23 protein-coding genes and 1 tRNA gene are annotated in these 24,493 nt (G+C 70.0%); 15 read left to right on the plus strand and 9 right to left on the minus strand.

What is annotated here, in order from left to right:
- Positions 1 to 49: 49 nt before the first annotated feature.
- Positions 50 to 790, minus strand: coding sequence for a PspA/IM30 family protein (locus WFG93_RS04805; RefSeq protein ID WP_336645192.1), 741 nt, complete (start codon positions 788 to 790; stop codon positions 50 to 52).
- A 59-nt stretch (positions 791 to 849) separates the two neighbouring features.
- Positions 850 to 2,838 (minus strand): TPM domain-containing protein, encoded by a 1,989-nt coding sequence (locus WFG93_RS04810; protein ID WP_336645193.1) that lies wholly within the window; start codon positions 2,836 to 2,838, stop codon positions 850 to 852.
- A gap of 122 nt (positions 2,839 to 2,960) precedes the next feature.
- Between WFG93_RS04810 and WFG93_RS04815 the strand changes: the two genes are divergently transcribed.
- From WFG93_RS04815 to WFG93_RS04845, 7 genes are all read left to right on the plus strand, one after another.
- On the plus strand, positions 2,961 to 3,803 hold the full coding sequence (locus WFG93_RS04815) for a DUF3097 family protein (RefSeq protein WP_336645194.1): 843 nt from the start codon (positions 2,961 to 2,963) through the stop codon (positions 3,801 to 3,803).
- 62 nt (positions 3,804 to 3,865) lie between these two features.
- A complete protein-coding gene (gene trmB / locus WFG93_RS04820) occupies positions 3,866 to 4,591 on the plus strand; it encodes a tRNA (guanosine(46)-N7)-methyltransferase TrmB (protein ID WP_336645195.1) in 726 nt (241 codons plus the stop codon).
- The gene (locus tag WFG93_RS04825) at positions 4,588 to 5,406 is read left to right on the plus strand and encodes a CPBP family intramembrane glutamic endopeptidase (RefSeq protein ID WP_336645196.1); all 819 of its coding nucleotides are present in this window, start codon (positions 4,588 to 4,590) and stop codon (positions 5,404 to 5,406) included. Before trmB ends, WFG93_RS04825 begins: the two co-directional genes overlap by 4 nt.
- 122 nt (positions 5,407 to 5,528) lie before the next feature.
- Entirely contained in the window at positions 5,529 to 5,915 is a 387-nt protein-coding gene (locus WFG93_RS04830; RefSeq protein WP_336645197.1) for a DUF1304 domain-containing protein, read from the plus strand.
- A gap of 52 nt (positions 5,916 to 5,967) precedes the next feature.
- A tRNA-Arg gene (locus tag WFG93_RS04835) sits at positions 5,968 to 6,040 on the plus strand.
- Between the two features lie 65 nt (positions 6,041 to 6,105).
- Positions 6,106 to 6,321: a DUF2945 domain-containing protein gene (locus tag WFG93_RS04840; protein WP_336645198.1), complete on the plus strand. Its 216-nt coding sequence runs from the start codon at positions 6,106 to 6,108 to the stop codon at positions 6,319 to 6,321.
- Positions 6,314 to 6,877 carry a DUF488 domain-containing protein gene (locus tag WFG93_RS04845; RefSeq protein ID WP_336645199.1) on the plus strand — a complete coding sequence of 188 codons (564 nt, stop codon included), beginning with the start codon at positions 6,314 to 6,316 and terminating at the stop codon, positions 6,875 to 6,877. Before WFG93_RS04840 ends, WFG93_RS04845 begins: the two co-directional genes overlap by 8 nt.
- On the opposite strand, the gene WFG93_RS04850 is transcribed toward WFG93_RS04845, so the two are convergent.
- The 6 genes from WFG93_RS04850 to WFG93_RS04875 form a co-directional block, all read right to left on the minus strand.
- Positions 6,878 to 7,672 (minus strand): SGNH/GDSL hydrolase family protein, encoded by a 795-nt coding sequence (locus WFG93_RS04850; protein ID WP_336645200.1) that lies wholly within the window; start codon positions 7,670 to 7,672, stop codon positions 6,878 to 6,880. It lies immediately after the preceding gene.
- A gap of 23 nt (positions 7,673 to 7,695) precedes the next feature.
- Positions 7,696 to 8,625, minus strand: a complete 930-nt coding sequence (locus WFG93_RS04855; protein ID WP_336645201.1) for a carbohydrate ABC transporter permease — start codon at positions 8,623 to 8,625, stop codon at positions 7,696 to 7,698.
- Positions 8,622 to 9,611, minus strand: coding sequence for a carbohydrate ABC transporter permease (locus tag WFG93_RS04860; protein ID WP_336645697.1), 990 nt, complete (start codon positions 9,609 to 9,611; stop codon positions 8,622 to 8,624). Before WFG93_RS04860 ends, WFG93_RS04855 begins: the two co-directional genes overlap by 4 nt.
- A 26-nt stretch (positions 9,612 to 9,637) precedes the next feature.
- Positions 9,638 to 11,059 carry an N-acetylglucosamine/diacetylchitobiose ABC transporter substrate-binding protein gene (ngcE, locus tag WFG93_RS04865; protein ID WP_336645202.1) on the minus strand — a complete coding sequence of 474 codons (1,422 nt, stop codon included), beginning with the start codon at positions 11,057 to 11,059 and terminating at the stop codon, positions 9,638 to 9,640.
- Between the two features lie 88 nt (positions 11,060 to 11,147).
- A complete protein-coding gene (locus WFG93_RS04870) occupies positions 11,148 to 11,900 on the minus strand; it encodes an SIS domain-containing protein (RefSeq protein WP_336645203.1) in 753 nt (250 codons plus the stop codon).
- Complete coding sequence (locus WFG93_RS04875) at positions 11,897 to 12,832, minus strand: MurR/RpiR family transcriptional regulator (RefSeq protein ID WP_442928231.1); 936 nt, start codon at positions 12,830 to 12,832, stop codon at positions 11,897 to 11,899. Before WFG93_RS04875 ends, WFG93_RS04870 begins: the two co-directional genes overlap by 4 nt.
- A gap of 101 nt (positions 12,833 to 12,933) precedes the next feature.
- On the opposite strand from WFG93_RS04875, the gene WFG93_RS04880 reads away from it, so the two are divergent.
- The 4 genes from WFG93_RS04880 to WFG93_RS04895 all read left to right on the plus strand — a co-directional run bounded on the left by WFG93_RS04880 (position 12,934) and on the right by WFG93_RS04895 (position 16,975).
- A complete protein-coding gene (locus WFG93_RS04880; protein WP_336645205.1) occupies positions 12,934 to 13,917 on the plus strand; it encodes an N-acetylglucosamine kinase in 984 nt (327 codons plus the stop codon).
- A gap of 46 nt (positions 13,918 to 13,963) precedes the next feature.
- Positions 13,964 to 15,631 (plus strand): arginine--tRNA ligase, encoded by a 1,668-nt coding sequence (argS, locus tag WFG93_RS04885; RefSeq protein WP_336645206.1) that lies wholly within the window; start codon positions 13,964 to 13,966, stop codon positions 15,629 to 15,631.
- A complete protein-coding gene (locus WFG93_RS04890) occupies positions 15,628 to 16,404 on the plus strand; it encodes an LmeA family phospholipid-binding protein (protein ID WP_336645207.1) in 777 nt (258 codons plus the stop codon). The genes argS and WFG93_RS04890 overlap by 4 nt, the downstream gene beginning before the upstream one ends.
- A gap of 271 nt (positions 16,405 to 16,675) precedes the next feature.
- Complete coding sequence (locus tag WFG93_RS04895) at positions 16,676 to 16,975, plus strand: GIY-YIG nuclease family protein (RefSeq protein ID WP_336645208.1); 300 nt, start codon at positions 16,676 to 16,678, stop codon at positions 16,973 to 16,975.
- A gap of 82 nt (positions 16,976 to 17,057) precedes the next feature.
- On the opposite strand, the gene WFG93_RS04900 is transcribed toward WFG93_RS04895, so the two are convergent.
- Positions 17,058 to 18,128 (minus strand): YihY/virulence factor BrkB family protein, encoded by a 1,071-nt coding sequence (locus WFG93_RS04900; RefSeq protein ID WP_336645209.1) that lies wholly within the window; start codon positions 18,126 to 18,128, stop codon positions 17,058 to 17,060.
- 163 nt (positions 18,129 to 18,291) lie between these two features.
- Here WFG93_RS04900 and lysA point away from each other — a divergent pair, with 163 nt between their 5' ends.
- The 4 genes from lysA (at position 18,292) to rho (ending at position 24,476) form a co-directional block, all read left to right on the plus strand.
- Positions 18,292 to 19,641 (plus strand): diaminopimelate decarboxylase, encoded by a 1,350-nt coding sequence (gene lysA / locus WFG93_RS04905; RefSeq protein WP_336645210.1) that lies wholly within the window; start codon positions 18,292 to 18,294, stop codon positions 19,639 to 19,641.
- 71 nt (positions 19,642 to 19,712) lie between these two features.
- Positions 19,713 to 21,029, plus strand: coding sequence for a homoserine dehydrogenase (locus WFG93_RS04910; protein WP_336645211.1), 1,317 nt, complete (start codon positions 19,713 to 19,715; stop codon positions 21,027 to 21,029).
- A 32-nt stretch (positions 21,030 to 21,061) separates the two neighbouring features.
- Positions 21,062 to 22,015 carry a homoserine kinase gene (gene thrB / locus WFG93_RS04915; protein WP_336645698.1) on the plus strand — a complete coding sequence of 318 codons (954 nt, stop codon included), beginning with the start codon at positions 21,062 to 21,064 and terminating at the stop codon, positions 22,013 to 22,015.
- Positions 22,016 to 22,181: 166 nt separating this feature from the next.
- Positions 22,182 to 24,476, plus strand: coding sequence for a transcription termination factor Rho (gene rho / locus WFG93_RS04920; RefSeq protein WP_442928232.1), 2,295 nt, complete (start codon positions 22,182 to 22,184; stop codon positions 24,474 to 24,476).
- The last annotated feature ends 17 nt before the right edge of the window (positions 24,477 to 24,493 follow it).

The raw sequence follows: 24,493 nt of genomic DNA on the forward strand, positions 1-24,493 counted from the left end.
AGAGGGAAGGGGTGGGTGGCGCCCGGCGGGCCCCCCCCACCCCTCGCTCTCACTCCGATTCGATTGCGGGACGGGAGGTGCCGCCGGCCTTGAGCTCGGCCAGACGGGCCTCGACCTCGGTGAGCTCGCCGAGGTCCTCGAGGCTCTCGAACTGCGCGTCCAGCGACGAGGCAGCGATCTCGGCCTTGCCCTGCGCGAGCGCCTCCTGGCGCCGGATCTTGTCCTCGAAGCGGCCGAGCTCGCTGGTCGGGTCGAGGACGTTGATCGATCCGATCGCGTCCTGCACCTTGGTCTGCGCCTCGGCGACCTTGGCGCGGGCGAGCAGTTCGCTGCGCTTGGTCTTGAGCTGGCCGAGCTTCTCCTTCATGCCGTTCAGCCCGCCCTTGAGCTTCTCGACGATCTCGGTCTGCGCGGCGATCTGAGGCTCGGCGGCGCGGGCCTCGCGCTCCTCGCCGATCTGGCGCTGCAGCGCGATCTTCGCGAGGCTGTCGAACTTGTCGGCATCGGTCGTGTTGCCGGCCGTGCGCAGCTCGTCGGCCTTGCGGCTGGCGGCGAGCGCCTTGTTGCCCCACTCGCGCGCGGCCTGCACGTCCTCCTCGTGGTCGCGCTCGAGCAGGCGCAGGTTGCCGATCGTCTCGGCGATCGCCGACTCGGCGTCCGCGATGTTGTTGGTGTAGTCGCGCACGAGCTGATCGATCATCTTCTGCGGGTCCTCGGCCTGGTCGAGGAGCGAGTTGATGTTCGCACGGACGAGCGTGGAGATGCGTCCGAAGATGGATTCCTTGGCCATGTGTGATTCCTTTTCTTGTCGGATGGTCGTTCGATGTCTGTGTCGCCGGCTCGCCGCGGTCAGAAGTGCCCGCCGCCGCCGCTGCTTCCGCCGCCGAAGCCGCCGACGGAGAAGCCCCCGCCGCCTCCGCCGCCGCCGAAGAAGCCGCCGCCGCTGCTGGTTCCGCCGCCGCCGAGCATGCCGCCGCCGCCACCCCAGCCGCCACCGCCACCCCAACCGCCGTGGCGTCCGCCGGTCGCCTGACCGATGAGGATGCCGCCCAGCAGCGCCCCGAGCGTGTCGCCTCCGCCGCCGCCTCCGCTGAACCCGTTGTAGTCGCTCTGCGCCAGCCGCAGCGCTTCCGCGGCGAGCGCGTCCGCGCGCTGCGCGTACGCGAGCGCCTGCACGGGATCGCGCTGCGCGAGGCCGTGCGCCTGGTCGAGGTTCGCCTGCGCTTCGGAGAGGCGGGTGCGAGCGGTCGACGCGATCGACCCGCGGCGGTTGAGGATGTACGACTCGGCGGTCGAGATCTGCACCTCAGCACGGTGCAGCACCGCGCCGAGGGTGCGCAGGGCGTGGTCGATGCGCGCCTGCTCGTCGCGCGCCTGTGCGATCACGGCGTCGATAGACGCGTTGGCCGCGTCCAGGATGCGCAGGGCATCGATCGGGTCACGTCCGCTCGGTCCGAGCCGGGACTGCGCCTGCTGCACACCTGCGCCTGTCGCGCTGACGGCCTGCGCGACCGCCCCCTGCATGTCGGGCAGGGCACGTGCGGTCTGGATGTCGGCGGTGAGCTCGGAGATCAGCCCTGCCGCCCGCTGCTCAGTGGCGCGAAGGTCGTCCTGCAGCTTCTCGATCGCATCCTCGAGCTGCGTCGCCTGCTGTACGGCACCTTCCGCGGCGCGGATGGCGACCGCGGCGTCACCGGTCCGTCCGGCGGCGATCAGCGCCTCGGCCTGCCCGATCTGCTCGTCGGTGAACGCCAGACGCGACCGCGCCTCTGCGGGATTCTCGGAGACCGCCGAGATGGTCGCCGGCGCGTACGTCGAGGTGAGCGCGGCGAGGATGCCGTCCGCGCGCTCGATCTCGGCGATGGCGGCGGCGCGCATCCGCCGTACGTTCTCGAGCGCGGCGGGAGCGTTCTGCTCGAGCTCGCGCAGGGCGTCGAACTCCGCCTTGCGCTCCTCGAGCACCTGCGTGGACTGCGAGCACAGCTGCAGGATGCGCTCGTTCCATTCCCTCTTCTGCTCGTCGGTGTCGGGCACCTCGTCGTCCAGCTTCTGCTGCAGCGAGAACGCCTCGTTGAGGTTGCCGCGCGACGTCTGCAGCGCCGAGACGAACCCGCCGATGGCCTCGTCGCCGAACTGCGCGCGGGCGTACTCCATCTCCTGCTCGCTGGAGCGCACCAGATCATCCGTGCGGACCAGCGCCACGCCGGCCTGTCGATGCAGCTCGGCCAGATCCGCCTGCGCCTTCGCGCGGGCCGCGGCGCGCTTGCGCGCGCGACGCAACAGCAGCAGCACGACGACGGCGATCACCGCCAGGACGGCGACGATGGCGAAGATCGTCCAGCCCTGCGCGGCACGCTGCGGCCCCAGCACGTAGATGTCATACGCCTTGTCCGCACCTGCGACGACAGCGTGGCTGAAGTCGCTCGCCGCGAGGTCGGCGTACATCGCGTTGAGGATCTCGTCGCGCTGCGAGGGGCTCATGCGGGCGCCCTCGGGGCGGTACATCGTGTACGAGCGACCCTCGGTCGCGACCGAGACCAGGTACTGGTCATCACGCAGGCTGTTGCCCTCGGCGGTGCGCGTGGTCCAGTCCTCCATGACCTCGGGGTTCGTGTAGCGCGGCACCAGCACGAAGAACAGGTCGATCCCGCTCTCGCTGCGCAGCGCGCTCAGGGTGCGCTCCGCGTCGGCGACATCGGCGGCGCGCATGACGCCGCTGTGGTCCGTGATGCGCCCGTCGAGCGGACCAGGGTCGGTCGCGGATGCGGCACCGGCGGCGAAGACCCCCGCGAACAGGGCGAGCAGCAGTGCGACCGCAGTCAGCCCGCGTCGTGTCATCGTGTTCCCTCCGACCGGCAGCCGCGCCCCATGCGACGAGTCTATGCATTGGAACCTGCGCGCGACAGCATCCCCGGCGGGTTCGCCGTTCGCCCTCAGCGCAGACACATACGCTGGAAGGCATGGACGACAGATACGGCACCGACGTGCTCGCGGAGGGGTGGCGTCGGCGCGGCACGGTGACGAGCGCGGAGATCGAGGCGACCCGGGATCTCGTCGTCGAAGTGGCTCAGGACGGCTACTGCGGAGCGATCACGCGCGTGGAAGCCGGAATGGTCGAGCTCGAGGACTGGAAGGGCCGTCGGCGCAGCTTCCCCCTCGGCGGCGGGTTCCTGATCGAGGGCCGCCCGGTGAAGCTCGTCGTCCCGGTCGCGAAGCAGCAGGCGGGCCGCCGCCGAACGGCATCCGGCTCCTTCGCCGTCGCAGACGAACGCGCGCGCGTCGCGCTGCCCAGCCGCATCCTCGTCGAGGGCCGCCACGACGCCGAACTCGTCGAGAAGGTGTGGGGCGCGGATCTGCGCGCCGAGGGCGTCGTCGTCGAGTACCTCAAGGGACTCGACCTGCTCGAGGACCTGCTCGCCGATTCGCCGCCGTCGAGCACCAGACGCTACGGGGTGCTCGTCGACCACCTCGTGCCCGGGTCGAAGGAGAGCCGCATCGTCGACCAGATCCTGCGCGGCCCGCACGGCCGACATCTGCACATCGTCGGGCACCCCTTCATCGATGTCTGGCAGTGCGTCACGCCGGCCGCGATGGGCATCCGCGCGTGGCCACAGATCCCGCGCGGCATCGACTGGAAGACCGGCATCTGCCGCGCCTTCGGCTGGCGCGCGGAGGATCAGACCGACATCGCGCACGCCTGGCAGCGAATCCTCTCTCGGGTCACCACGTACCGGGACCTGGAGCCTGCGCTGCTGGGCCGGGTCGAGGAGCTGATCGACTTCGTCACCGCACCTGCGCAGTGACCGGCCGTTCGCGGGGCATCCCGTCGATGTCGGTCGCCGACGCGCCCCGGTATCCTGGAGGGATGCCTGAACCACGCACCTTCCGCGATGAGCCGGTCTCGTTCGTGCGCCGCAGCGGCCGCATGTCGGAGGCGCAGGAACGGGCATTCGAGCAGCACGCGGCGTTCTATCTGCTGGACGTCCCCCGCGATGTCGCCTTCACCTCGGTGCATCCGCAGGCGCGGCTCGATGTCGCGACGGAGTACGGGCGCGATGCGCCGCTGATCGTCGAGATCGGCTCCGGCCAGGGCCACGCGATCGTCGCCGCAGCATCCGCCGCGCCCGACACCGACTTCCTGGCGGTCGAGGTCTTCCGGGCGGGGCTCGCGCGCACCATGCTCGACGCTGCGGCCGCCGACGTTCGCAACCTGCGACTGGTCGAGGCGAACGCTCCCGAGGTGCTCTCGACCTACCTGCCGGAGGGATCGGCATCGGAGGTGTGGATCTTCTTCTCCGACCCGTGGCACAAGAAGCGCCACACCAAGCGGCGCCTCATCCGTCCCGGTTTCCCAGCGGCCGCCGCCCGTGCGATCGCCGCGGGGGGTGTGCTGCGACTGGCCACCGACTGGGAGGACTACGCGCTGCAGATGCGCGAGGTGCTCGACGACGCCCCCGAGTTCGAGCGCGCCTTCGAGGGCGAGTGGGCCGCGCGTTTCGACGGGCGCGCGATGACGGCCTTCGAGCGCAAGGGCATCGCCAAGGGACGCGAGATCCGCGATCTCACGTACCGCCGGGTGCCGCGGGTGTGACGAAGACTGCCTGGCATCCCATCCTCGCCGCCGCGCTGGTCTGCGCGGCCGCGCCCGCGTTCTTCGTGCTCGATCGCAGCCTGCTCGGGTGGCTGCTGCTGGCCGCCGGCGTGAGCGTGGCCGCGATCCGGGAGCGGGCGGGAGTGACGGCATCCGCACCATCGCTCACCCGCGATCTCGCGCTGACCGGGCTGGGCATGGTGATCGTGCACGCGATCTCGCTCGCCGCGCAGCTCGATGACCTGTCGATGCTGCGCTTCACGCTCGCGCTCGGGGGAGCGGTGCTCGTGCCGTACCTGCTGTCGCGCTTCGTGTTCCGCGACCGGGCGATCTCGTTCCCCTGGCGGGCACGGCAGAGGTGGCGCCGCTGGCAGTGGGCCTGGCTGGCCGGCGTGCTGGTGCTGGGCTGGCTGATCCTGCCGTTCTACTTCATCACCAGCGGCGTCTACCGGAACTGGCCGGTCGTCGATACGCCCGAGCTCATCGCCCGCCTGTTCGTCGGCGTCGGGGCGGTGGGCATCTGGGACGAGCTGTTCTTCATCTGCACCGTGTTCGCGCTGCTGCGCCGGCACATGCCGTTCCTCGCCGCCAACGTGCTGCAGACCGTGGTGTTCGTCTCGTTCCTGTGGGAGCTGGGCTACCGCGCGTGGGGCCCGGTGCTGACCATCCCGTTCGCGCTGCTGCAGGGGTGGATCTTCCTGCGCACGCACTCGCTCGCCTACGTCGTCACCGTGCATCTGCTCTTCGACGCGGTGGTGTTCGGGGTGCTCGTGCACGCCCACAATCCCGGTCTGCTGCCCGTGTTCCTGCTCTGACTCGTGCACTTGGCTTCCCGGGAGCCAAGTGTCGGGCATCAGGTGCTCATGACCGGCATCCGGCTCCCGACCACGGGGGCGGAGTGTTGTTGCGCGGCGGGGCGGGGGAGGAGAATCGTCGGATGCTGATCGCCGGTCTCGTGCTCGCCGCGCTCGCGGCCGCGTTCCACGTGTTCATCTTCGTTCTCGAGTCCGTGCGCTGGACGCAGCCGGCCACGCGCCGTATCTTCGGGGTGCGCAGCGAGGCGGATGCCGAGACCACGCGCGCGCTGGCGTTCAATCAGGGCTTCTACAACCTCTTCCTCGCGCTCGCGGTGCTCCTCGGCATCATCGTCCTGCTGGCCGGCCAGCACACCGTCGGCGTGACACTGGTCCTCACCGGCACGGCCATGATGCTCGCCGCAGCGCTCGTGCTCGTGCTCTCCGACGGCACCAAACTGCGTGCCGCCGTGCTGCAGGGCGGGTTCGCGCTGCTCGCGATCATCGCGTCGAGCCTCTCGCTGCGCTGAGCGCACCCGCGTGCATTCCGCGGGGCGCGCAACTGGTAGGCTCGACCGGTACGCCTCCGTAGCTCAGCGGATAGAGCGCCGGTTTCCGGTACCGTAGGTCGCAGGTTCGATTCCTGTCGGGGGCGCGATCATGAGAAGGCCGCCCATGGGCGGTCTTCTCGCTTCTCCGACGGGTGGGAGGAGAGCGATGATGTCCAAGCGGTTCAAGGTGGGCGACCACGTGAGCTGGAACTCCGAGGCCGGCCGCGTGCGTGGCCGCATCACGAAGGTGCACACCTCTGACTTCGAATTCATGGGGCGCACGCGCCGTGCCGACGAGGATGAGCCCCAGTACGAGATCAAGAGCGACAAGACCGACCATGTCGCCGCGCACAAGGACAGCGCGCTGACTCCGCTGGATGACTGAGTCAGCCGATCCCGGCGCGGCGGCGGTGCTCACGGTCGGGCATTCCACGCATCCGCTGGAGGAGTTCCTCGACCTGCTGGCGCATGCGGAGGTGGGCACTCTCGTCGACGTGCGCCGGCTGCCCGGCTCCAATCGGTTCCCCTGGTTCAACAGCGACGCGCTCGAGCAATCGCTCAGCGAGCGCGGCATCCGGTACCTGCGCATCGAGCAGCTCGCCGGGCGACGCAACGTGCAGCGCGACGTGCCCGACGAGGTGAACGCGCTGTGGCGCAACCGCAGCTTCCACAACTACGCCGACTACGCGCTGAGCGCTGTCTTTGCCGCAGGGCTCGACGAGCTCATCGCGCTCGTCGGGTCGACACCCGGGCGCCCTGCCGTGATGTGCTCGGAGGCGGTGTGGTGGCGCTGCCACCGCAGAATCATCGCCGATCACCTGCTCGCTCGCGGGATCGAGGTCGGCCACCTCATGCCGGGCGGCCGCGTCACTCCGGCCGCGCTGACTCCCGGCGCGGTCGCAGCAGACGGTGCGGTGCACTATCCGCCCGCCGCGCCCTGATCACTTCGCGGGCGCCGGCCGCGGTCCGTCGGCAGCAGTGACCGGCGCACTGCGCAAGCCCTCCAAGGCCGCCGCCACGCGTTCGGCGAGGAAGGCGTGGCCGGCGTCGGTGGGATGCTTGCGACCGACGCCGACATCGATGTAGCGCAGGTAGTCCGCCTCGGTGATCCAGTGCTCCCGCACCGGTGAGATGTACCACCAGCCGCGCTGCGCGGCGAGCCGGGCCAGGTCCCGGTCGATGCGGGCGGTCGCGGCGCCGACCGGCAGCTCGTGCGGGGCCGGACCGAGGATGACGATCGGGACGCCCGGGAAGCGCGCCGCCATCGCATCCCACGCCGCGTTCACCGCCGCGGGGTATCCGGCGGGATCCTCCCGACGGTCGTTGATGGAGCCCTGCATGATGATCAGATCGGGCTCGATCCAGCGCTCGAGCTGCCCGATCCGAGTGCGGAAGTCCGGTCCGTCGATGCCCGGCCGCTGATATCCGCTGCCGCGCACCCCGCGCACGACCGTGTCGCCCGAGATCAGGTGCGCGAGTCGGTAGGCGTAGCCGTTGGTCGGCACCGTCGCCGCCGAGCCGAACGTCCACGAGTCGCCGAAGACCAGCACCTGCGGGTCGTCGGGCAGCGTCAGCGCGGGCAGCGAGACGCCGTCGGCGGCGGCTGCGACCGGCGGGGTCTCCACCGTCGGCATCCACGGGCGGAGGATGCCGAGGGTCACCGCGAGTGCGGTCACGAGGACGGCCGCGATCGTGAGGGCCGTGCGGCGCCGTCGGGTCGGCGGGGGCAGGGTCATGAGAAGAGCGTAAGCGACGGGTGCTACTTCGACGTGCCCTGGGTGACAGAACCCTGCAGCTGACGCTGGAAGAAGATGTACACCAGCAGCACCGGCGCGATCGTGATGATCACCGCGGCGAACAGCGCCCCGAAGTCCACGGCGTACCCGGCCGCCGACGCGAACGCCGCCATGCCCTGCGAGAGCACGTATTTCGCCTGATCGGTGTTCAGCGCCACCGGCAGCAGGAACTGGTTCCACAGGCCGAGGAAGTTCAGGATCGCCACTGCCGCGAGGCCGGGCTTCGCCATCGGCAGCATCACCTGGAAGAACGTGCGCCACTCGCTTGCGCCGTCGACGTACGCGGCCTCCTGGATCTCGTACGGCAGCGACTTGAAGAACGAGAACAGGAAGAACACCGTGAACGGCAGCGCGAAGGCGACGTAGGTGATGATCAGACCCGGCAGCGTGTTCAGCAGTCCCATGCCCTGCAGGATGAAGAACAGCGGCACGATCGCGAGGAACACCGGGAAGGTGAGACCGGCCAGCATCAGGTAGTAGATCACGCGGCTGCCGGGCACCGAGAAGCGCGCCAGCACATACGCGCACATCGCGCCGAGCAGCATGACCAGGACGAGCGCCGAGCCGACGACCACCACCGTGTTCAGGAACATCTGGCCGAAGTTGTACTTGCCCCAGGCGGAGACGTAGTTGTCGAAGTTCCACTGCGCGGGCAGGCCGAACGGCGACGCGAAGATCTCCTTCGTGGCCTTGAACGAGCTCAGCAGCGTCCAGAGCATGGGCAGGATCACCACGATCGCCCAGATGGTCAGCACCACGTGCGAGACCGCGCCGACGACGCGGTCGCCGGGCGTCAGGGTGGTCTTGCGCTCGGGCACGCCCTCGCGGCGCGCACGCTCACGGCGCGCACGCGCGGGGTCGACTGCGACCAGGGTGCGGGTCTGCTCGTTCATGCGCGGCCTCCGTCGTCCTTGCCGCCGGTGAGGCGGTTCACGAGGAACACCGCAGCGGCGAAGATGAGTGTGATCACGGCGAGCACCACGCCCATGGCGCTGGCGAGGCCGAACTGGCCCTTCTCGAAGGCCGTGCGGAACAGGTACTGGCTCATCACCAGCGTGCTGTTGCCCGGGCCGCCGGTCGCGTTCAGCGCGACCATGTACACGTACGCGTCCAGGGCCATGATGCCGAGGTAGATGTAGGCGGTCTGCACGTTGTCGCGGATGAGCGGCAGCGTGATCGACACCGTCGTGCGGAACCGCCCGGCGCCGTCGATACGAGCGGCCTCGTAGATCTCGGCGGGCACGCCCTTGATCGCAGCGATGAACAGCACCATGTAGAAGCCGATCATGCCCCAGGCCATCACGAAGATGGATGCGCCCATCGCGGTGCGCTCGTCGCCGAGCCACGCGAAGTCGTTCATATCGATGCCGACAGCGCCGAGCAGGCCGTTCAGCAGGCCGCTGGGCGTGTAGATCATGCTCCACAGGATGCCGATCACGATCGCCGGGATCACGTAGGGGAAGAACGACACCACGCGGTAGAAGCTCGATGCGCGCAGCCCGCGCACCTGGCCGCTGCTGGGACCGCCGATGGTGATCATGCTCGCGAAGACGAGCGCGATCGTGAGCGTGATCAACGGCAGCACGATCGCCAGCAGGATGTTGTTGCCCATCGCCTGCATGAACGTCGCGTCGTTGAAGAGCTTGACGAAGTTCTTCACGCCGATGAAGTCCATCTCGGCCGAGAAGCCGGTCCAGTTCGTCATCGCGTAGTACACGGCCTGCACGAACGGCGAGATCACGAAGATCAGGAACACCGCGACCGGCAGGCCGAGGAACACCAGCAGGAAGGAGACGTAGTCGAGGGTCAGCGGGCGCCGCCCGAGGCGGGGCGGCTTGCGCCGCCCCGCCCGGGCCGCCGTCACGGCGACGGTGTCCAGCGCCGCGTCGACACCGGGAGCAGTGGTCACTTGATCTCGATCTTCTTGATGGAGTCGTCCTCCCGCACCTTGTCGACCAGCGCCTGCAGCTGCTTGGTGAGCGTGGCGACGTCCATCTTGCCGTCCAGGAACGAGTTCCAGATCGGCAGCTGGTCGCTGTTCATGCCGTACAGGTTCGTCGACTTGATGGTGAAGACGTTGCCGTCGGCCGCGTCGATGATCTCGGACTGCGAGACCAGCGCCGTGGAGCCGAAGCCGTCGGCGGGGACGGTGTCCTTGACGACCGTGGGAGCCAGCTTGCTCTTGGCGAAGTTCGTGGCGGCCTCCTTCGACAGCATGGTGCGCAGCAGCTCCTTGCCGCCCTCCGGGTTCTTCGCCTTGGAGGGGACGATGAACGGCTCGCCGGCCTCGACCCGCGCGGTGCCCGCCGGCGTGGTCTGGTTGCCGTCCAGCGGCAGCTCCGAGATGCCCTTCATCTTGAAGCCGTCGGCGGTCTGGTCCTTCATCTCGTTCTCGATCCACGAGCCCGACGGGTACAGCAGGGCCTCCTGGCCGTTGCTCCACTGCGCCTGGGCTTCGGTGAACTGCGTGCCCGAACCGCCCGGCTTGACGTAGCCGGCCTGGATCAGCTCGTAGAAGATGTTCAGGATGTCCTGCAGCACGGGGTGCGACCAGGCGTCCTCGGCGAGGTTCTCCAGCGGCAGGCGCACGTCGTCGCCGGCCTGGACGACGGCGGAGTCGATCACCATCGTCTGGTAGTAGGTCGCCGCCTCCTTGCCCCACAGGAAGAGGTACTTGCCCTGCTCCTTGGCCTTCGCGCCGAGCGCCTTGAGGTCCTGCCAGCTCTTGGGCGCCGACCACCCGTTCTGCTCGAACAGGCTCGAGGAGTACCAGATGCCGTAGACCGTGAGCACGTAGTTGAGCGCGACGAACTTGCCGTCGAACGTGCCGGGGTCCTTCACACCCGAGAACACCGTGTCGCTGATCTTCTCGCCGTCGCTGTTCTTCGCGTCGAGCACGTCGTCGAGCTCCTCGAGCTGGTCGAGGATGGTGTTCCATCCGATCGAGTTCGCGCCCGAGTTGTCGATGAGGTCCGGCGGGTTGCCGCCGACGAACCGCGGCTGCAGCTCGGTGGCGATCTTGGTCGACGGCGAGACCTTCACCGTCACGCCGTCCAGACCCTTGTTCTTCTCCATCAGCTTCGCCGAGTTCTCGACGTAGTCGATGCCGTAGCCGCCGTTGAAGATGACCGCGTCGACCTTCGAGTTCGCTGCGACGCCGAACGGGTTGTCGGCGGTGACTTCACCGGCCGGGCCCTTGTCGTCTCCGCCGCCGCCGCCGGGCGCGGCGCACGAGGCGAGGGTCGCGCCGAACGGCAGCAGCAGCGCCGCGGCGGCCGCGCCGCGCAGCAGGTTGCGACGGCTGATGGATGCTTCGTTGAGGTCCATCTCTATACCTTCCGTTGTGGTTGTGATCGTTCTGTCGTGATCGGGTGGGGAAAGGGCCGTCGACGAGCTCGGGCCCGGTGGGTCTGGGTCAGTCTCCGCGCCGGATGCGGCCCGCGTAGCGCTCCTCGAGGACGGAGTTGTGCTCATCGCCGCCGGGGATGTTGGCGGAGATGTACATCGGCGGCGTCTCGCCGCGCTCGGTGATCGTGCGCGCCACGCCGAGCGTGAGCAGCTGTGCGATGAACGCGGCGGTCATCGACGAGATCGCCCCGGCGCTCACCCCCTCGCCCAGCTCCAGTGTGGTGTCCCCGTAGGGGGCGAGATTGTCGATGACGACGTCGGCGACCTCACTCAGACGTCGCTCGCTGGGGTGCTTGGGCTGCACCCGAGCGGTGTGCTCGAGGCTGGTCACGGCGATGACGGGATGCCCGTGCTCCTTCGCCCACAGGGCGGTGCCGACGATCGACCCGTTCACACCGGAGTTCGAGGCGATGAGGAAGACGTCGTGCTCGCCGACCGGAACGGTGGCCAGCAGCTCGTCGACCACCCACGGCTCCCGCTCGAGGGCGCCGGTGAGCACGTCGACGGAGCGCTCGCCGTGCAGCACGATGTCTCGCAGGGCGAAGCGGTTGGTCGGGATGAGTCCGCCGGCACGCCCGGCGATCTCCATCGCGAACGCCTCGGAGTGACCGGTGCCGAAGGCCTGCAGCACGCCGCCGGCGTCCACGGCGGACACCAGCAGCGCGACGGCGTCGTCGAGAGCGCCGGCTTCGGCGTCGCTCGCGATGCGCTCGAGACGTCGGGTGGCCTCGTGCAGCAGGGCGGTGGGTGTCGCGGTCATCGGTTCTCCTGGATGGGGGCTGAGGTCTTCGGCGCCCGCACGGGTCGGCGGTGCGGGGCGACGGCCATGGCGCTGGCCGCGAGGCGGGTGGATGCCACCCCGAACGACTGCTGCGCGACCAGCAGGTACAGCAGATCGAGCACCAGCAGCTGCGAGTGCTTGACCGAGAGGTCGTCGGGGCGCAGGTACTCGGTCGGCTCGGCGGTGGCGAGCGAGACGTCGGCGAGTGCCGCCAGCGCGGAGTCCGCGTCGTAGGTGATCGCCACGCTGAACGCGCCCGCCGCGTGCGCCTGCGACAGCATCTGCACGGTCTCCTCGGTGCGCCCGGTGCTCGAGATGCCGATCGCGACCGAGGACTGGTTTTGCAGCACCGCGCTGGTGAGGCCCTCGTGCACGTCCGACCAGCTGTGCGCGTTCACTCCGATGCGGTACAGCCGGCCCTGGAACTCGCGCGCCATCACGCCGCTGCCGCCGACGCCGTAGATGTCGACGTGCCGACTCGCGGTGATGGCATCCGCCACGCGCAGCACCGCATCCAGATCGAGTCGGGCCGCCGTGCTCTGCAGGCTCTCCACGTGCAGCGAGACCAGGGTGTGCAGCACCTTGCCGGGTTCGTCGGACGCGCCGAACTCGTGTCCCATGTCGGCCAGCCAGCTCTCATCGGCGTCGCCGCGGCCGATCTCGGACGCCACACCGACGCGGAACTGGGTGTATCCGTCGAACCCGAGTGCCCGGCAGAACCGGGTCACGGTCGCGGCCGACGTCCCCGCGCGATCGGCGAGCTCGGTGATGGTCAGCTCGACCGGCGCTGCGGGATGCTCGGTCACCACGTCGGCGATCTTGCTCATCGCAGACGGCATCGCCCGACGGCGATCCGCGATTCGTCGCGCGATCGTCCGATCGTTGCCGATGTCCCGGGTACGTGGCACCATTGCCTCCAGCTCCTCGCCGGGGAGGTGAGCAAGCCCCGCCATCCCCGTGCAATGAAAACTATTCTCAGGCGACGAAAACGTCAAACAGGACACGATCACAAATGAGTCACGAACCGCTTCTCGTCGGCGTCGATGCCGGCGGGACCTCGACTCGGGCGCTGCTGACCGATGCCTCGGGCCGCTGCCTGGGCTATGGCGTGGCAGGTCGGGGCAATCCGATCTCGGCCGGCGCCGACCTGGCCGCCGACGGCGTGCTCGCCGCCGTGCGTGCGGCGCTGGCGCCCAGCGGAGCCGCACTCGCGGATGTGTCGGTCATCGTGCCCGCGATGGCCGGCATGCGCGCCTCGGGTGGCAGCGGCTGGCTGATGGATCGCCTGGTCGCCGAGGGCTTCGCCGGTACGCTTCGGTTTGAATCCGACCTGCTCGCGACGTACTTCAGCGCGTCGGCATCCGACTCCGGCTACGCCCTGGTCTCCGGAACCGGCGCCTGTGTCATCCGCGTGCAGCAGGGGCGGATCGTCGACGCCGGTGACGGGCTCGGCTGGCTGCTCGGCGACCGGGGGAGCGGGTTCTGGATCGGCCGGAAGATAGCGCAGGCCGCGGTGCAGGACCTCGACGGCACGGGGCCCGCCACTGCGCTCACCGACCGCGTGCTGACTCACTGCGGCGTGGCGCGCGACGCCGAGGTGCGCGACGGGCGCCGACAGGACCTCGAGGAGCTCGTCGGCCGTCTCTATGCGACGCCGCCGATCTCCCTGGCGGGGCTCGCACCGTACGCGTTCGACGAGGAGGACGCCGTCGCGCGGCGCATCCTGGTCGAGGCCGGCGAGCATCTCGCCGACACTCTCACGGCCGTGCTGGCAGGGCCAGGACCGGTCGTCATCGGCGGCAGCGTGCTGGCGCGATCGGGTGCGCTGCGCGAGGCGTTCCTCGTACGGCTCGGGGATGCGCTCGACGGGCTCGAGCTGAAATCGGTCGACGACGGCGCGATAGGTGCGGCCGTGCTGGCTGTCCGCGTCGCCGGCGGCGCTGCCGACGACGCGACACTCGCCACGCTCACCCGCACTGTCAGCGCCTTCCGCTGAGCGCCGATCCGGCGGGGACACCAGGGGGCCGTAGAATCGGAGGTCTATGAACCCTGAAGCCCTCTCCACCGCCGTCCTCGCCGTTCTCACTCCGATCGCGGCGGAGCGGCGACCCGGTGAGGAGGCCACGATCTCGGCATCCGACATCGTCCTCGACCGACCCCGCAATCGCGATCACGGGGACTGGTCGACGAACATCGCGATGCGCCTGGCCAAGCGCCTCGGCGCCGTCCCGCGCGAACTCGCGCAGCAGATCGCCGACGGGCTGAATGCGACCGAGGGCATCGCCGGCGTCGAGGTCGCCGGACCCGGCTTCATCAACATCCGTCTCGAAGCCGGCGCGGCCGGGGCGCTCGCGCGCACCATCGTGGAGCAGGGCAGCGCGTACGGCACGAACGACTCCCAGGCGGGCATCTCGGTGAACGTCGAGTTCGTCTCGGCGAACCCGGTGGGCCCGCTGCACATCGGACACACCCGCTGGGCCGCGCTCGGTGACTCCATCGTGCGCCTGCTGCTGGCGAGCGGCGCGAACGCCGTGCGTGAGTACTACATCAACGATGCCGGCGCGCAGATGGAGCGCTTCGCGCTCTCGGTGCTCGCCGCGGCCGCGGGGCGGCCCACGCCCGAAGGTGGCTATCCCGGCGAGTACATCGCCGAGCTGTCGCAGCGCGTCCTGGCCGCGCACCCCGGTCTGCTGGAGCTGCCCGAGGCGGAGCAGCTGGTCGTCGCGCGTGATCAGGCGTACGCGTATCAGCTCGACGAGATCAAGCAGTCGCTGGCGGCGTTCAACGTGCCGTTCGACGTGTGGTTCTCGGAGCGCTCACTGCACGCCGCGGCGCCGGATGCCGGACCCAGCCTCGTGGATCAGGCGGTCGACCGGCTGCGCGCGCAGGGCCATGTCTTCGATGAGGACGGTGCGGTGTGGGTGCGCACCACCGACTTCGGCGACGACAAGGACCGCGTCATCCGCCGCTCGAACGGCGAGTACACCTACTTCGCCGCGGACGCCGCCTACTACCTGAACAAGAGCGACCGCGGGTTCGAGAACAAGATCTACCTGCTGGGCGCCGACCACCACGGCTACGTGCACCGCCTGAAGGCGATCGCGGGTGCTGCCGGAGAGGATCCCGAACGCAACATCCAGGTGCTGATCGGCCAGCTCGTCTCGGTCCGCGGGGCGCGGCTGTCCAAGCGCGCGGGCAACATCATCGAGATGGACGACCTGCGCGCCTGGATCGGCACCGACGCACTGCGCTACGCGCTGGAGCGCTCGCCCGCCGATTCGCCGCTGGACCTCGATCCGGAGCTGCTGCAGAAGCGCACCAACGACAACCCGGTGTTCTACGTGCAGTACGCCCACGCGCGCACGCACAACGTCGCGCGCAATGCCGGTGACAGCGGGGTGGACCGCTCGGAGTTCGCTCCCGAGCTGCTCACCCACGAGACCGAGAGTGCGCTGCTCGGGGCGCTGCAGGAGTTCCCGCGCCTGGTCGCGTTCGCCGCGCAGGTGCGTGAGCCGCACCGGGTGGCGCGCTACCTCGAGGAGCTCGCCGGGCTGTACCACCGCTGGTACGACAACTGCCGCGTCATTCCGCAGGGCGATGCGCCGATCGAGACCGTGCACCGCACGCGTCTGTGGCTGAACGACGCCACCGGTCAGGTGCTGCGCAACGGCCTGGACTTGCTCGGCGTCTCGGCTCCGGAGCGCATGTGAGCACGGCGGGCGCACCAACGCCGGCGCGGCATCGCGCCCGCTGGCCGTGGGTGCTGCTCGTCATCGTCGTCGTGCTGGCCGTGCTCGCGGTCGGCGCCGAGGTCGCCGCGCGCATCATCGTGCCGAACACCGTGCGCTCACTCGTGATCTCGCAACTCGATCTGCCGCCGGATCAGCCCCTGGATGTCGAGACGCCCGGCATGATGCTGCCGCAGCTGCTCTCCGGCGAGCTCGACGAGGTGCACCTGGCATCCGACGATGTGACGCTGGGTGGCATCACCGGAGCCGCACGCGTCACTGCGACCGAGGTCCCGGTGAACGGCGGAGCGCTCGGGTCGGCGAAGGGCACCGTCTCGATCGACGAGAAGCAGTTCTCCTCGCTCCTCGAGGCGTCGGCGCTGCCGGTGAACTCACTCTCGCTGCAGGAGCCGAACGCGACGCTGGAGGGGCGCATCCCGCTGTTCGGCAGCGAGATCCCGGTGGGTGTCACCGTCACCCCGGGGGCGAAGGGCGGCGATCTGCTGCTCACGCCCGTCTCGCTGAGCGTGAACGGCACGGAGGTCGACCTGCAGGCGCTGTCGTCGATGGTCGGCGGCCCGGCCGCCCAGCTCGCTCAGCCGCAGCGCATCTGCATCGCCGACCGGCTGCCCGCGGGGATCACCCTCACCGGCCTGCGCATCGAGGGCAGCACAGCCGTGGCGGACATCTCAGCCGACGGGCGCATCGCGGTCGATCCCGCGCTGCTCGAGAACGGCACCTGCCCCCGCCCCTGACCAGCCGGTCTCCTCGCCTCTTGGTTCCCGGAGCCCGTCAATCCTGGCTCCCTGAGCCTGTCGAAGGGCCTGTCCCTGTCGAATCCTGGGTCCCTGAGCCTGCCGAAGGGCCTGTTGCTTCTTGCTTCCCTGAGCCTGCCGAATCCTGGGTCCCTGAGCCTGTCGAAGGGCCTGTCCCTTCTTCCTTCCGTGCGCCTGTCGACGGGCGTGTGACTTATTCACAGACGCGCCATGGCAATGCGCGAAGCGCGAAGATTGTCGGATGCCATGGATGTACATCGTCGAGTGCGCGGACGGCGCCTACTACACGGGAAGTACGAACGGCGATGTTGCCGCCCGCGTCTGGGAGCACAATCACGACGACGTTCACGGGGCGGCGTTCACCCGACGGCGCCGTCCCGTGCGGCTTGTGTACGCGGAAGACTATGCCTCCGTCGCCGATGCTTATGCCCGAGAGCGGCAAGTGCACGGGTGGAGCCGCCGGAAGAAGCTCGCGCTGATCGAGGGACGATTCGACGACCTTCCGCAGCTCTCGCAAGCAGCGGTCAAGGCCCCGCAGTCTTCGGACTAGTGGCCCTTCGACAGGCTCAGGGGACCAGCTTGCGGCGCACTTCGACGGGCTCAGGGGACCAGCTTGGATGCGGCCGGCCGGGTCAGGAGTCGGGTTGGGCGGGCGCCGCGGCCTTCTGCGCCGCGCGCAGCGCTGCCGTGGCGGCGCGCACGTCGTCCTCGGCCAGGCGCAGCGAGAACTCGGGCAGCGTGCTCGCGCCGAAGCGCTCGGCAACCCGGTCGCTCTGCTCTCGCTGACCGATGACGATCAGCGCACTCGCCAGCAGGATCACCTGTGTGGAGAGATTGAGCCACAGCAGCAGGGCCAGCAGCGAGGCGAACGACCCGAGCAGCGGGTTCGACTTCGCGCCGCCGACGAACAGTCCCGACAGCTCCTGCAGCACCAGCAGCGCCGCCGCGCCGACGAGCGCCCCGCTCCAGAGCGCTCGCGCCGAGGCGCGCACCCCGGACAGCATCCGGAACACCGCCGCGATGAGCACGGCGTTCAGGGCGAAGACCACGACGAGCGACAGCAGCCGCACCGTCCAGAACACCGCGACGCCGTCGGCCTGCAGCCCGAGCAGCTCGGCGACCCACTCCACCAGGAACTGACCCGCGAAGGTGAGAGCGGCCGCGCCCACGAAGATGCCGCCGATGATCAGGGCGAGCAGGATATTGCGCAGCAGCACCAGGTAGAAGGCGACGTCGGCCGATTCGGTGCCGGCGATCGTGCGCACCGCGTTGCGCAGCGATCCGATCGCACCCAGCGCCGCGCCGATGAGCCCGACCAGCGAGATCACTCCCGCGACCGACAGCCCGGAGGGCGGAGGGATGTCGTTCAGGTCGACGACGCCCTTGCCGCCGTCCGTGGCGATCAGTCCGGGCACGGCCGCGTCCACCGCAGACACGACCGCGTTCCACGCGACGGCGTCCTGCGACAGCCACAGCGCCGCCGCCGAGAAGCCCAGCAGCACGGCGGCGAACACGCTGAACAGCGCCCGGTAGGTGACCGCATCGGCGAGCATGGGGCCACGGCGTCCCGCGTAGAGCAGCGCGGCGCGCACGATGCGCCAGCGCAGCAGCGTCCGGACCACCGCCGCAGAGGTGCGCGCGAACCATCCGTGTTCGCTGGAATGGGATGCGGAGTCCGGTGCGGAACTGGTCTGCTCGTCCATCCTCTTCACCCTAGCCACCCCGCCGTGATCATGGCGGGGCGCGCCGCGGGGGTGCCATAGAATCGGGGGCGACCTCGCCGTGCGGCGATCGCCCGAGACCCCGCGACACGATTGGTGCCCCGTGCATTCCTCTGATTCCTCGCCTGCGCCCGGATGGCTGCGCGTGCCCGATGACGCGAACGATCTCGTCGAGGGCGTGTGGCCTCACTCGGCGCACCGTGGCGACGGTGGCGAGCTGGTCGTCGGCGGCGTCTCGGCGGGCGAGTTGGCGCGCACGTACGGCACGCCGCTGCAGGTGCTCGACGAGACCGAGGTGCGCCGGCGGGCCTCCCAGCTGCGCGCAGCGTTCGAGCGCGCCGCGCAGGCGCACGGCACGAGCGTGCGCATCTACTACGCCGGAAAGGCCCTGCTGAACACGTCGATCGTGCGCTGGGTGCTGGCGGAAGGACTCAACGTCGACGTCTGCACCGGCGGGGAGCTCGAGGTGGCGCTGGCCGGGGGAGCGGATGCTGCGCAGCTGGGCTTCCACGGCAACAACAAGTCCGTCGCCGAACTCGAGCGCGCGGTCGCTGTCGGCGTGGGGACCATCGTCATCGACAGTGACATCGAGATCGAGCGCCTCGCGGCGATCGTGTCGCGCACGGATGCCGAGCAGCGCGTCATGCTGCGGGTGAACAGCGGCGTGCACGCCGAGACGCACGACTTCCTCGCCACCGCGCATGAGGACCAGAAGTTCGGCTTCCCGCTCGATCGCGCTGCGGCTGCAGTGGCCCGCATCCGTGAGATCGAGGGACTCGTCTTCGTCGGTCTGCACTGTCACATCGGCTCGCAGATCTTCGGCGTGGCAGGCTTCCGCGAATCGGCCTCGCGCGTGCTGGACCTGCACCAGCAGCTGCTGGCGGGCGGCGACGTGCCCCAGCTGAACCTCGGCGGCGGGTTCGGGATCGCCTACACGCGCGCGGATGACCCGACGCCGATCGGCGAGCTCGCCGAGGGCATCGTCTCGGCCGTGGCCGAGGGCTGCGCGGCTCGCGGCACTCGCGTGCCCGCGCTGGCCTTCGAGCCCGGACGGGCGATCGTCGGCAATGCCGGCATCACCCTGTACGAGATCGGCACGACCAAGGACGTCGCACTCGAGAACGCCACCCGGCGCTATGTCAGCGTGGACGGCGGAATGAGCGACAACGCCCGGCCGGCGCTGTACGGAGCCGCGTACTCCGCTCGACTGGCCTCGCGCAGCGGCAGCGCCGATCCCGTGCTGGTGCGGGTCGTGGGCAAGCACTGCGAATCCGGCGACATCGTCGTCGATCATGACTACCTTCCCGGCGATCTCGCACCCGGCGATCTGCTCGCCGTCGCGGCGACCGGCGCGTACTGCGCACCGCTCTCGAGCAACTACAACCACGTGCCCCGCCCGCCGATCGTCGCCGTCGCCGACGGGGCCTCCCGCGTCATCGTGCGCGGCGAGACGATCGACGACCTGCTGGCCCGCGACGCCGGCATCGCTCAGTGAGTGCCGCACGCCACCCCGGCGACGCGCGCACCGCATCCGACAACCTGATCCGAACGTGCTGAGGAGCGCAGATGACTGACTTCCGACGACTTCGCGTGGCGCTGCTGGGCGCCGGCGCCGTGGGCTCGCAGGTGGCAGACCTGCTGCTGCGACACGGCGACGAGCTCGCCGACCGCGCCGGGGCCCGGCTGGAGCTCGCCGGCATCGCCGTGCGCGACGTCGACGCCCCGCGGGACGTCGATCTGCCGCGCGAGCTGTACACGACCGACGCCGAAGCGCTGATCACCAGCGCCGACATCGTGGTCGAGCTGATGGGCGGCATCGAGCCCGCCCGCTCTCACATCCTGCTCGGGCTCGGATCCGGAGCCGACGTCGTCACCGCCAACAAGGCCCTGCTGGCGACTCACGGATCCGAGGTCTTCGAGGCCGCCGGACGCGTGGGCGCGTCGGTCTACTACGAGGCCGCAGCCGCCGGGGCGATCCCCATCATCCGCCCGCTGCGCGACTCCCTCGCGGGTGACCGGGTGGTGCGCATCATGGGCATCGTCAACGGCACCACGAACTACATCCTGGATCGGATGGACAGCGAGGGCGCCGATTTCAGCGACGTGCTCGCCGACGCCCAGCGCCTGGGATACGCGGAGGCCGACCCCACCGCGGATGTCGAGGGCTACGACGCCGCCCAGAAGGCGGCGATCCTCGCTTCGCTCGCGTTCCACACCGCCGTTCCGCTCGAGGCCGTGCATCGCGAGGGCATCACCTCGATCACCGCGTCGATGATCGAGGAGGCACGAGCCGCCGGTTTCGTCATCAAGCTGCTCGCCGTCTGCGAGCGCCTCGCAGCGGCCGGGTCGGAGTCGATCTCGGTGCGGGTCTATCCGGCTCTGGTGCCGCGCTCGCATCCGCTCGCCGCCGTGCACGGCCCGAACAACGCGGTCTTCGTCGAGGCGGAAGCCGCCGGATCGCTGATGTTCTACGGCGCGGGCGCGGGTGGCGTGCAGACCGCCTCCGCCGTCCTCGGCGACGTCGTCTCGGCCGCGCGCCGGCACATCGCCGGCGGCACCGGCGTGGGCGAGTCCACCCGGGCGAATCTGCCGATCGTCTCGATCGGACACGTGCTCACCCGCTACCAGATCACGCTCGAGGTGTCCGACGAGCCGGGCGTCCTCGCCACGATCGCCGGACTGCTCAGCGAAGGCGACGTCTCGGTGGCGACCCTGGTGCAGACGGTCATCCCCGCCGAAGACGGCGGCGAGGGCGAGAGCGCGCGCCTCATCATCGGAACCCACCGCGCCACCGACAGCGCCCTGAGCGCCGCCGTCGACCGCCTCACCGCAAGTGACGTCGTCGAGCGCGTCGTATCGGTGCTGCGCGTCGAGGGGGAGTGACGGTGGGCGTCACTCTCGTGCCCGCCGAGCCGGTGGTCACCACGGCGCCGCAGGCCGACGGGGCGATTCGCACGGTCGTGGTCACGGTGCCCGCCACCAGCGCGAACCTCGGACCCGGCTTCGACACGCTGGGACTGGCTCTGAGCGTGTACGACACCCTCACCGCCTCGTCCTTTCCGGACGACCGCCTGGAGATCGCGGTCAGCGGATCCGGCGCCGCGGAGATCCCCCGCGACGCGAGCAACCTCGTGGTGCGCGCGATCGCTCACGTCTACGCCGACGTCGACCGCCCGCTTCCGGGCCTGCGCATCCACGCCGACAACGGTGTGCCGCACGGACGCGGTCTGGGCTCGTCCGGCGCGGCGGTCACCGCGGGCATTCTCATCGCCAAGGGCCTGCTCGCCGGAGACGTGGAACTCGACGACGACGCGCTGCTGCGACTGGCCACCGAGCTCGAGGGCCACCCCGACAACGTCGCCCCGGCTCTGTTCGGCGGGCTCACCATCGCCTGGACGGCGGCGCGCGGACCGCAGCACAAGAAGCTCCTCGTGCATCGCGGCGTCGCGCCGCTCGTGTTCGTGCCCGGCTTCACGATGTCGACGTCCCTGGCCCGCTCGCTGCAGCCGCCGCACGTCTCGCGCGAGGACGCCGTGTTCAACGTGTCGCGCTCGGCGCTGCTGATCGCCGCGCTCACGCAGAGCCCGGAACTGCTGCTCGACGCCACCGACGATCGCCTGCATCAGGGGTACCGCGGCCCGGCGATGCCCGAGACGCTGCGGCTCGTCCAGGCCCTTCGCGCCGAGGGCTGTGCGGCCGTCGTCTCCGGTGCCGGACCCAGCGTTCTCGTGCTGGCGGACGGTCCCGGCGCACGACAGCGCGCAGTGGATCTGGCCGATGCCGTCACAGACACCCCGTGGGACGCGCACATGCTCGCCGTCGACGTGCTGGGTGGTACAGTGAGGGAACGAGCGGAGGGCTCCACGTAACTTCGTGAATCTCGCCCTTTCGCACTTCTGCGAAGTCCGCACGCGATCCCCCGGAACATCCAGGTACTGGCTGGCAGACGCTCTGCGTCGGCGCGTGTGATGCCCGCAGCACCCGCTGCGTGCTCTTCGGACTGCTCGTCTTCCCACGACATATGAGGGAGTACTCGTGGAGAACTTCTCCGAGACCCAGAACGACACGCCTACCGCTGAATCGGCGGCAGCCGAGACCGCGACGCCCGTCCGCAAGCGCGCGCCGCGCCGCGCCACCACCGCCTCCGCCGCCGCTGCGGCTGCGGAGGCGGTGCAGCCGGCTCCGTCCGTGACGGCGGATGCCGCGACTGCCCCGTCCGCTCCTGCCGCCGCCGCGGCCGCTCCGAGCGGAGACACGGATGCCGGCGCGGAGCAGCCGCGCGCCAAGGCGCCGCGCCGCAGCCGCGCCAAGAAGGCCGACGCCGACATGCTCGAGCTTCCGACCGCAGACTCCGACGCCGCCGCACCCGCGGCTCCGGCCGGAGACGAGACCGCAGAGGCGCCCGCGAAGCCGGCGCGCAAGCGGCCGACGCGCAAGAAGGCCGACGCCGACGCCGACACCGCCGCCGCCGCGGTGGTGGCCGGCGACGCGGGTGAGGCCCAGGGCTCCGAGACGGCCGCAGACGGATCGGCCGAAGAGGGCCGCCGTGGCGGCAAGCGCGGCAAGGACTCCCGCGCAAAGGACAAGCGGGCGGATGCCGGCGAGACCGACGCTGCCGCATCCGAGAGCGCTCCGGCACGCGACGAGAAGGACGCGCGCCAGGGCGACGAGACCGGTGCGGACAAGACCGGTGCGGACAAGGCCGTTGCGGATAAGGCCGGTGCGGATAAGGCCACGGCTGACAAGGGCGGTGACGACGCGGCATCCGCGGATGCCGCAACGGACTCCGGCAAGCGCTCGCGTGGCCGGCGCGGCTCGAAGTCCTCCGGCGACTCCGACAGCACATCGGGCGACTCCTCGGGCGAGCAGAATGCGTCCGATCAGGGCGCCGGGCACGGCGACCAGCACGGCTCCGACGACGACGGAGAGGGCTCGGGCCGCGGCCGCGGGCGCAGCCGCAGTCGCAGCAGGGGGCGTGGCGGAAGCCAGAACGGCGGCCAGAGCAGCGGCGGCCAGAACGGTGGCGGTCAGAGCAGCGGCGGACACGCCGACGCCGACGAGGAGCACGGCTCCGGTCGCAGCCGGCAGCGCAACGCGAAGCGTCGCGGCAGCAATGCCACCGCCGACGAGTTCGAGACCGAGATCGGCGAGGACGACGTGCTCATCCCCGTCGCCGGCATCCTCGACGTGCTCGACAACTACGCCTTCGTGCGCACCACCGGCTACCTCGCCGGCTCGAGCGACGTGTACGTCTCGCTCGGTCAGGTGAAGAAGTACAACCTGCGCAAGGGCGATGCGGTCGTCGGTGCGATCAAGCAGCCGCGCGAGGGCGAGCAGCAGGGGCGTCAGAAGTACAACGCGCTCGTGAAGGTCGACTCGATCAACGGCCTGTCGCCCGACGACGCGGCCAAGCGTGTCGAATTCGGCGAGCTCACCCCGCTGTACCCGCAGGAGCGCCTGCGACTCGAGACCGCGCCCGAGAAGCTCACGCAGCGCATCATCGACCTCGTCGCGCCGATCGGCAAGGGACAGCGCGGTCTGATCGTGGCGCCGCCGAAGGCCGGCAAGACGATCGTCCTTCAGCAGATCGCCAACGCGATCGCGCAGAACAACCCCGAGGTGCACCTCATGGTCGTGCTCGTGGACGAACGTCCCGAAGAGGTAACCGACATGCAGCGCACGGTCAAGGGCGAGGTCATCGCCTCCACCTTCGATCGCCCTGCCGAGGATCACACGACGGTCGCCGAGCTCGCCATCGAGCGCGCCAAGCGACTGGTCGAGCTCGGCCGCGACGTGGTCGTGCTGCTCGACTCGATCACCCGGCTGGGTCGCGCCTACAACATCTCCGCTCCGGCGTCCGGTCGCGTCCTCACCGGCGGCGTCGACGCGTCGGCGCTGTACCCGCCCAAGCGCTTCTTCGGCGCCGCCCGCAACATCGAGAACGGCGGTTCGCTGACCATCCTCGCGACGGCGCTCGTCGAGACCGGCTCGAAGATGGACGAGGTCATCTTCGAGGAGTTCAAGGGCACCGGCAACAGCGAGCTGCGTCTGTCGCGCCAGCTGGCCGACAAGCGCATCTTCCCGGCCGTCGACATCAACGCCTCGAGCACTCGCCGCGAGGAGATGCTGCTCTCGGCCGACGAGGTCAAGATCACCTGGAAGCTGCGTCGCGCGCTCGCCGGACTCGACCCGCAGCAGGCGCTGGAGGTCGTGCTGGGCAAGCTGAAGGAGACCGGCTCGAACGTGGAGTTCCTCTTCCAGATGCAGAAGTCGGTGCCGGCGCCCACGTCGACGGGCAGCTCGCACGCACACGACAACAGCATCCGCTGAGTCGTTCCGAGCGGAGC

This window comes from Microbacterium sp. USHLN186, assembly GCF_037145155.1.
Lineage (GTDB): Bacteria > Actinomycetota > Actinomycetes > Actinomycetales > Microbacteriaceae > Microbacterium.

Excerpts from the sequence above, each read along its gene's own strand:
- WFG93_RS04900 (WP_336645209.1), bottom strand. The coding sequence starts at position 18,128 with ATGGACGAGCAGACCAGTTCCGCACCGGACTCCGCATCCCATTCCAGC.
- WFG93_RS04880 (WP_336645205.1), top strand. The coding sequence starts at position 12,934 with ATGAGTCACGAACCGCTTCTCGTCGGCGTCGATGCCGGCGGGACCTCG.
- trmB (WP_336645195.1), top strand. The coding sequence starts at position 3,866 with ATGCCTGAACCACGCACCTTCCGCGATGAGCCGGTCTCGTTCGTGCGC.
- WFG93_RS04840 (WP_336645198.1), top strand. The coding sequence starts at position 6,106 with ATGTCCAAGCGGTTCAAGGTGGGCGACCACGTGAGCTGGAACTCCGAG.
- WFG93_RS04895 (WP_336645208.1), top strand. The coding sequence starts at position 16,676 with ATGTACATCGTCGAGTGCGCGGACGGCGCCTACTACACGGGAAGTACG.
- WFG93_RS04830 (WP_336645197.1), top strand. The coding sequence starts at position 5,529 with ATGCTGATCGCCGGTCTCGTGCTCGCCGCGCTCGCGGCCGCGTTCCAC.
- WFG93_RS04815 (WP_336645194.1), top strand. The coding sequence starts at position 2,961 with ATGGACGACAGATACGGCACCGACGTGCTCGCGGAGGGGTGGCGTCGG.
- WFG93_RS04810 (WP_336645193.1), bottom strand. The coding sequence starts at position 2,838 with ATGACACGACGCGGGCTGACTGCGGTCGCACTGCTGCTCGCCCTGTTC.
- WFG93_RS04805 (WP_336645192.1), bottom strand. The coding sequence starts at position 790 with ATGGCCAAGGAATCCATCTTCGGACGCATCTCCACGCTCGTCCGTGCG.
- WFG93_RS04870 (WP_336645203.1), bottom strand. The coding sequence starts at position 11,900 with ATGACCGCGACACCCACCGCCCTGCTGCACGAGGCCACCCGACGTCTC.
- WFG93_RS04845 (WP_336645199.1), top strand. The coding sequence starts at position 6,314 with ATGACTGAGTCAGCCGATCCCGGCGCGGCGGCGGTGCTCACGGTCGGG.
- WFG93_RS04855 (WP_336645201.1), bottom strand. The coding sequence starts at position 8,625 with ATGAACGAGCAGACCCGCACCCTGGTCGCAGTCGACCCCGCGCGTGCG.
- WFG93_RS04850 (WP_336645200.1), bottom strand. The coding sequence starts at position 7,672 with ATGACCCTGCCCCCGCCGACCCGACGGCGCCGCACGGCCCTCACGATC.
- ngcE (WP_336645202.1), bottom strand. The coding sequence starts at position 11,059 with ATGGACCTCAACGAAGCATCCATCAGCCGTCGCAACCTGCTGCGCGGC.
- argS (WP_336645206.1), top strand. The coding sequence starts at position 13,964 with ATGAACCCTGAAGCCCTCTCCACCGCCGTCCTCGCCGTTCTCACTCCG.
- WFG93_RS04910 (WP_336645211.1), top strand. The coding sequence starts at position 19,713 with ATGACTGACTTCCGACGACTTCGCGTGGCGCTGCTGGGCGCCGGCGCC.
- WFG93_RS04875 (WP_442928231.1), bottom strand. The coding sequence starts at position 12,832 with ATGGTGCCACGTACCCGGGACATCGGCAACGATCGGACGATCGCGCGA.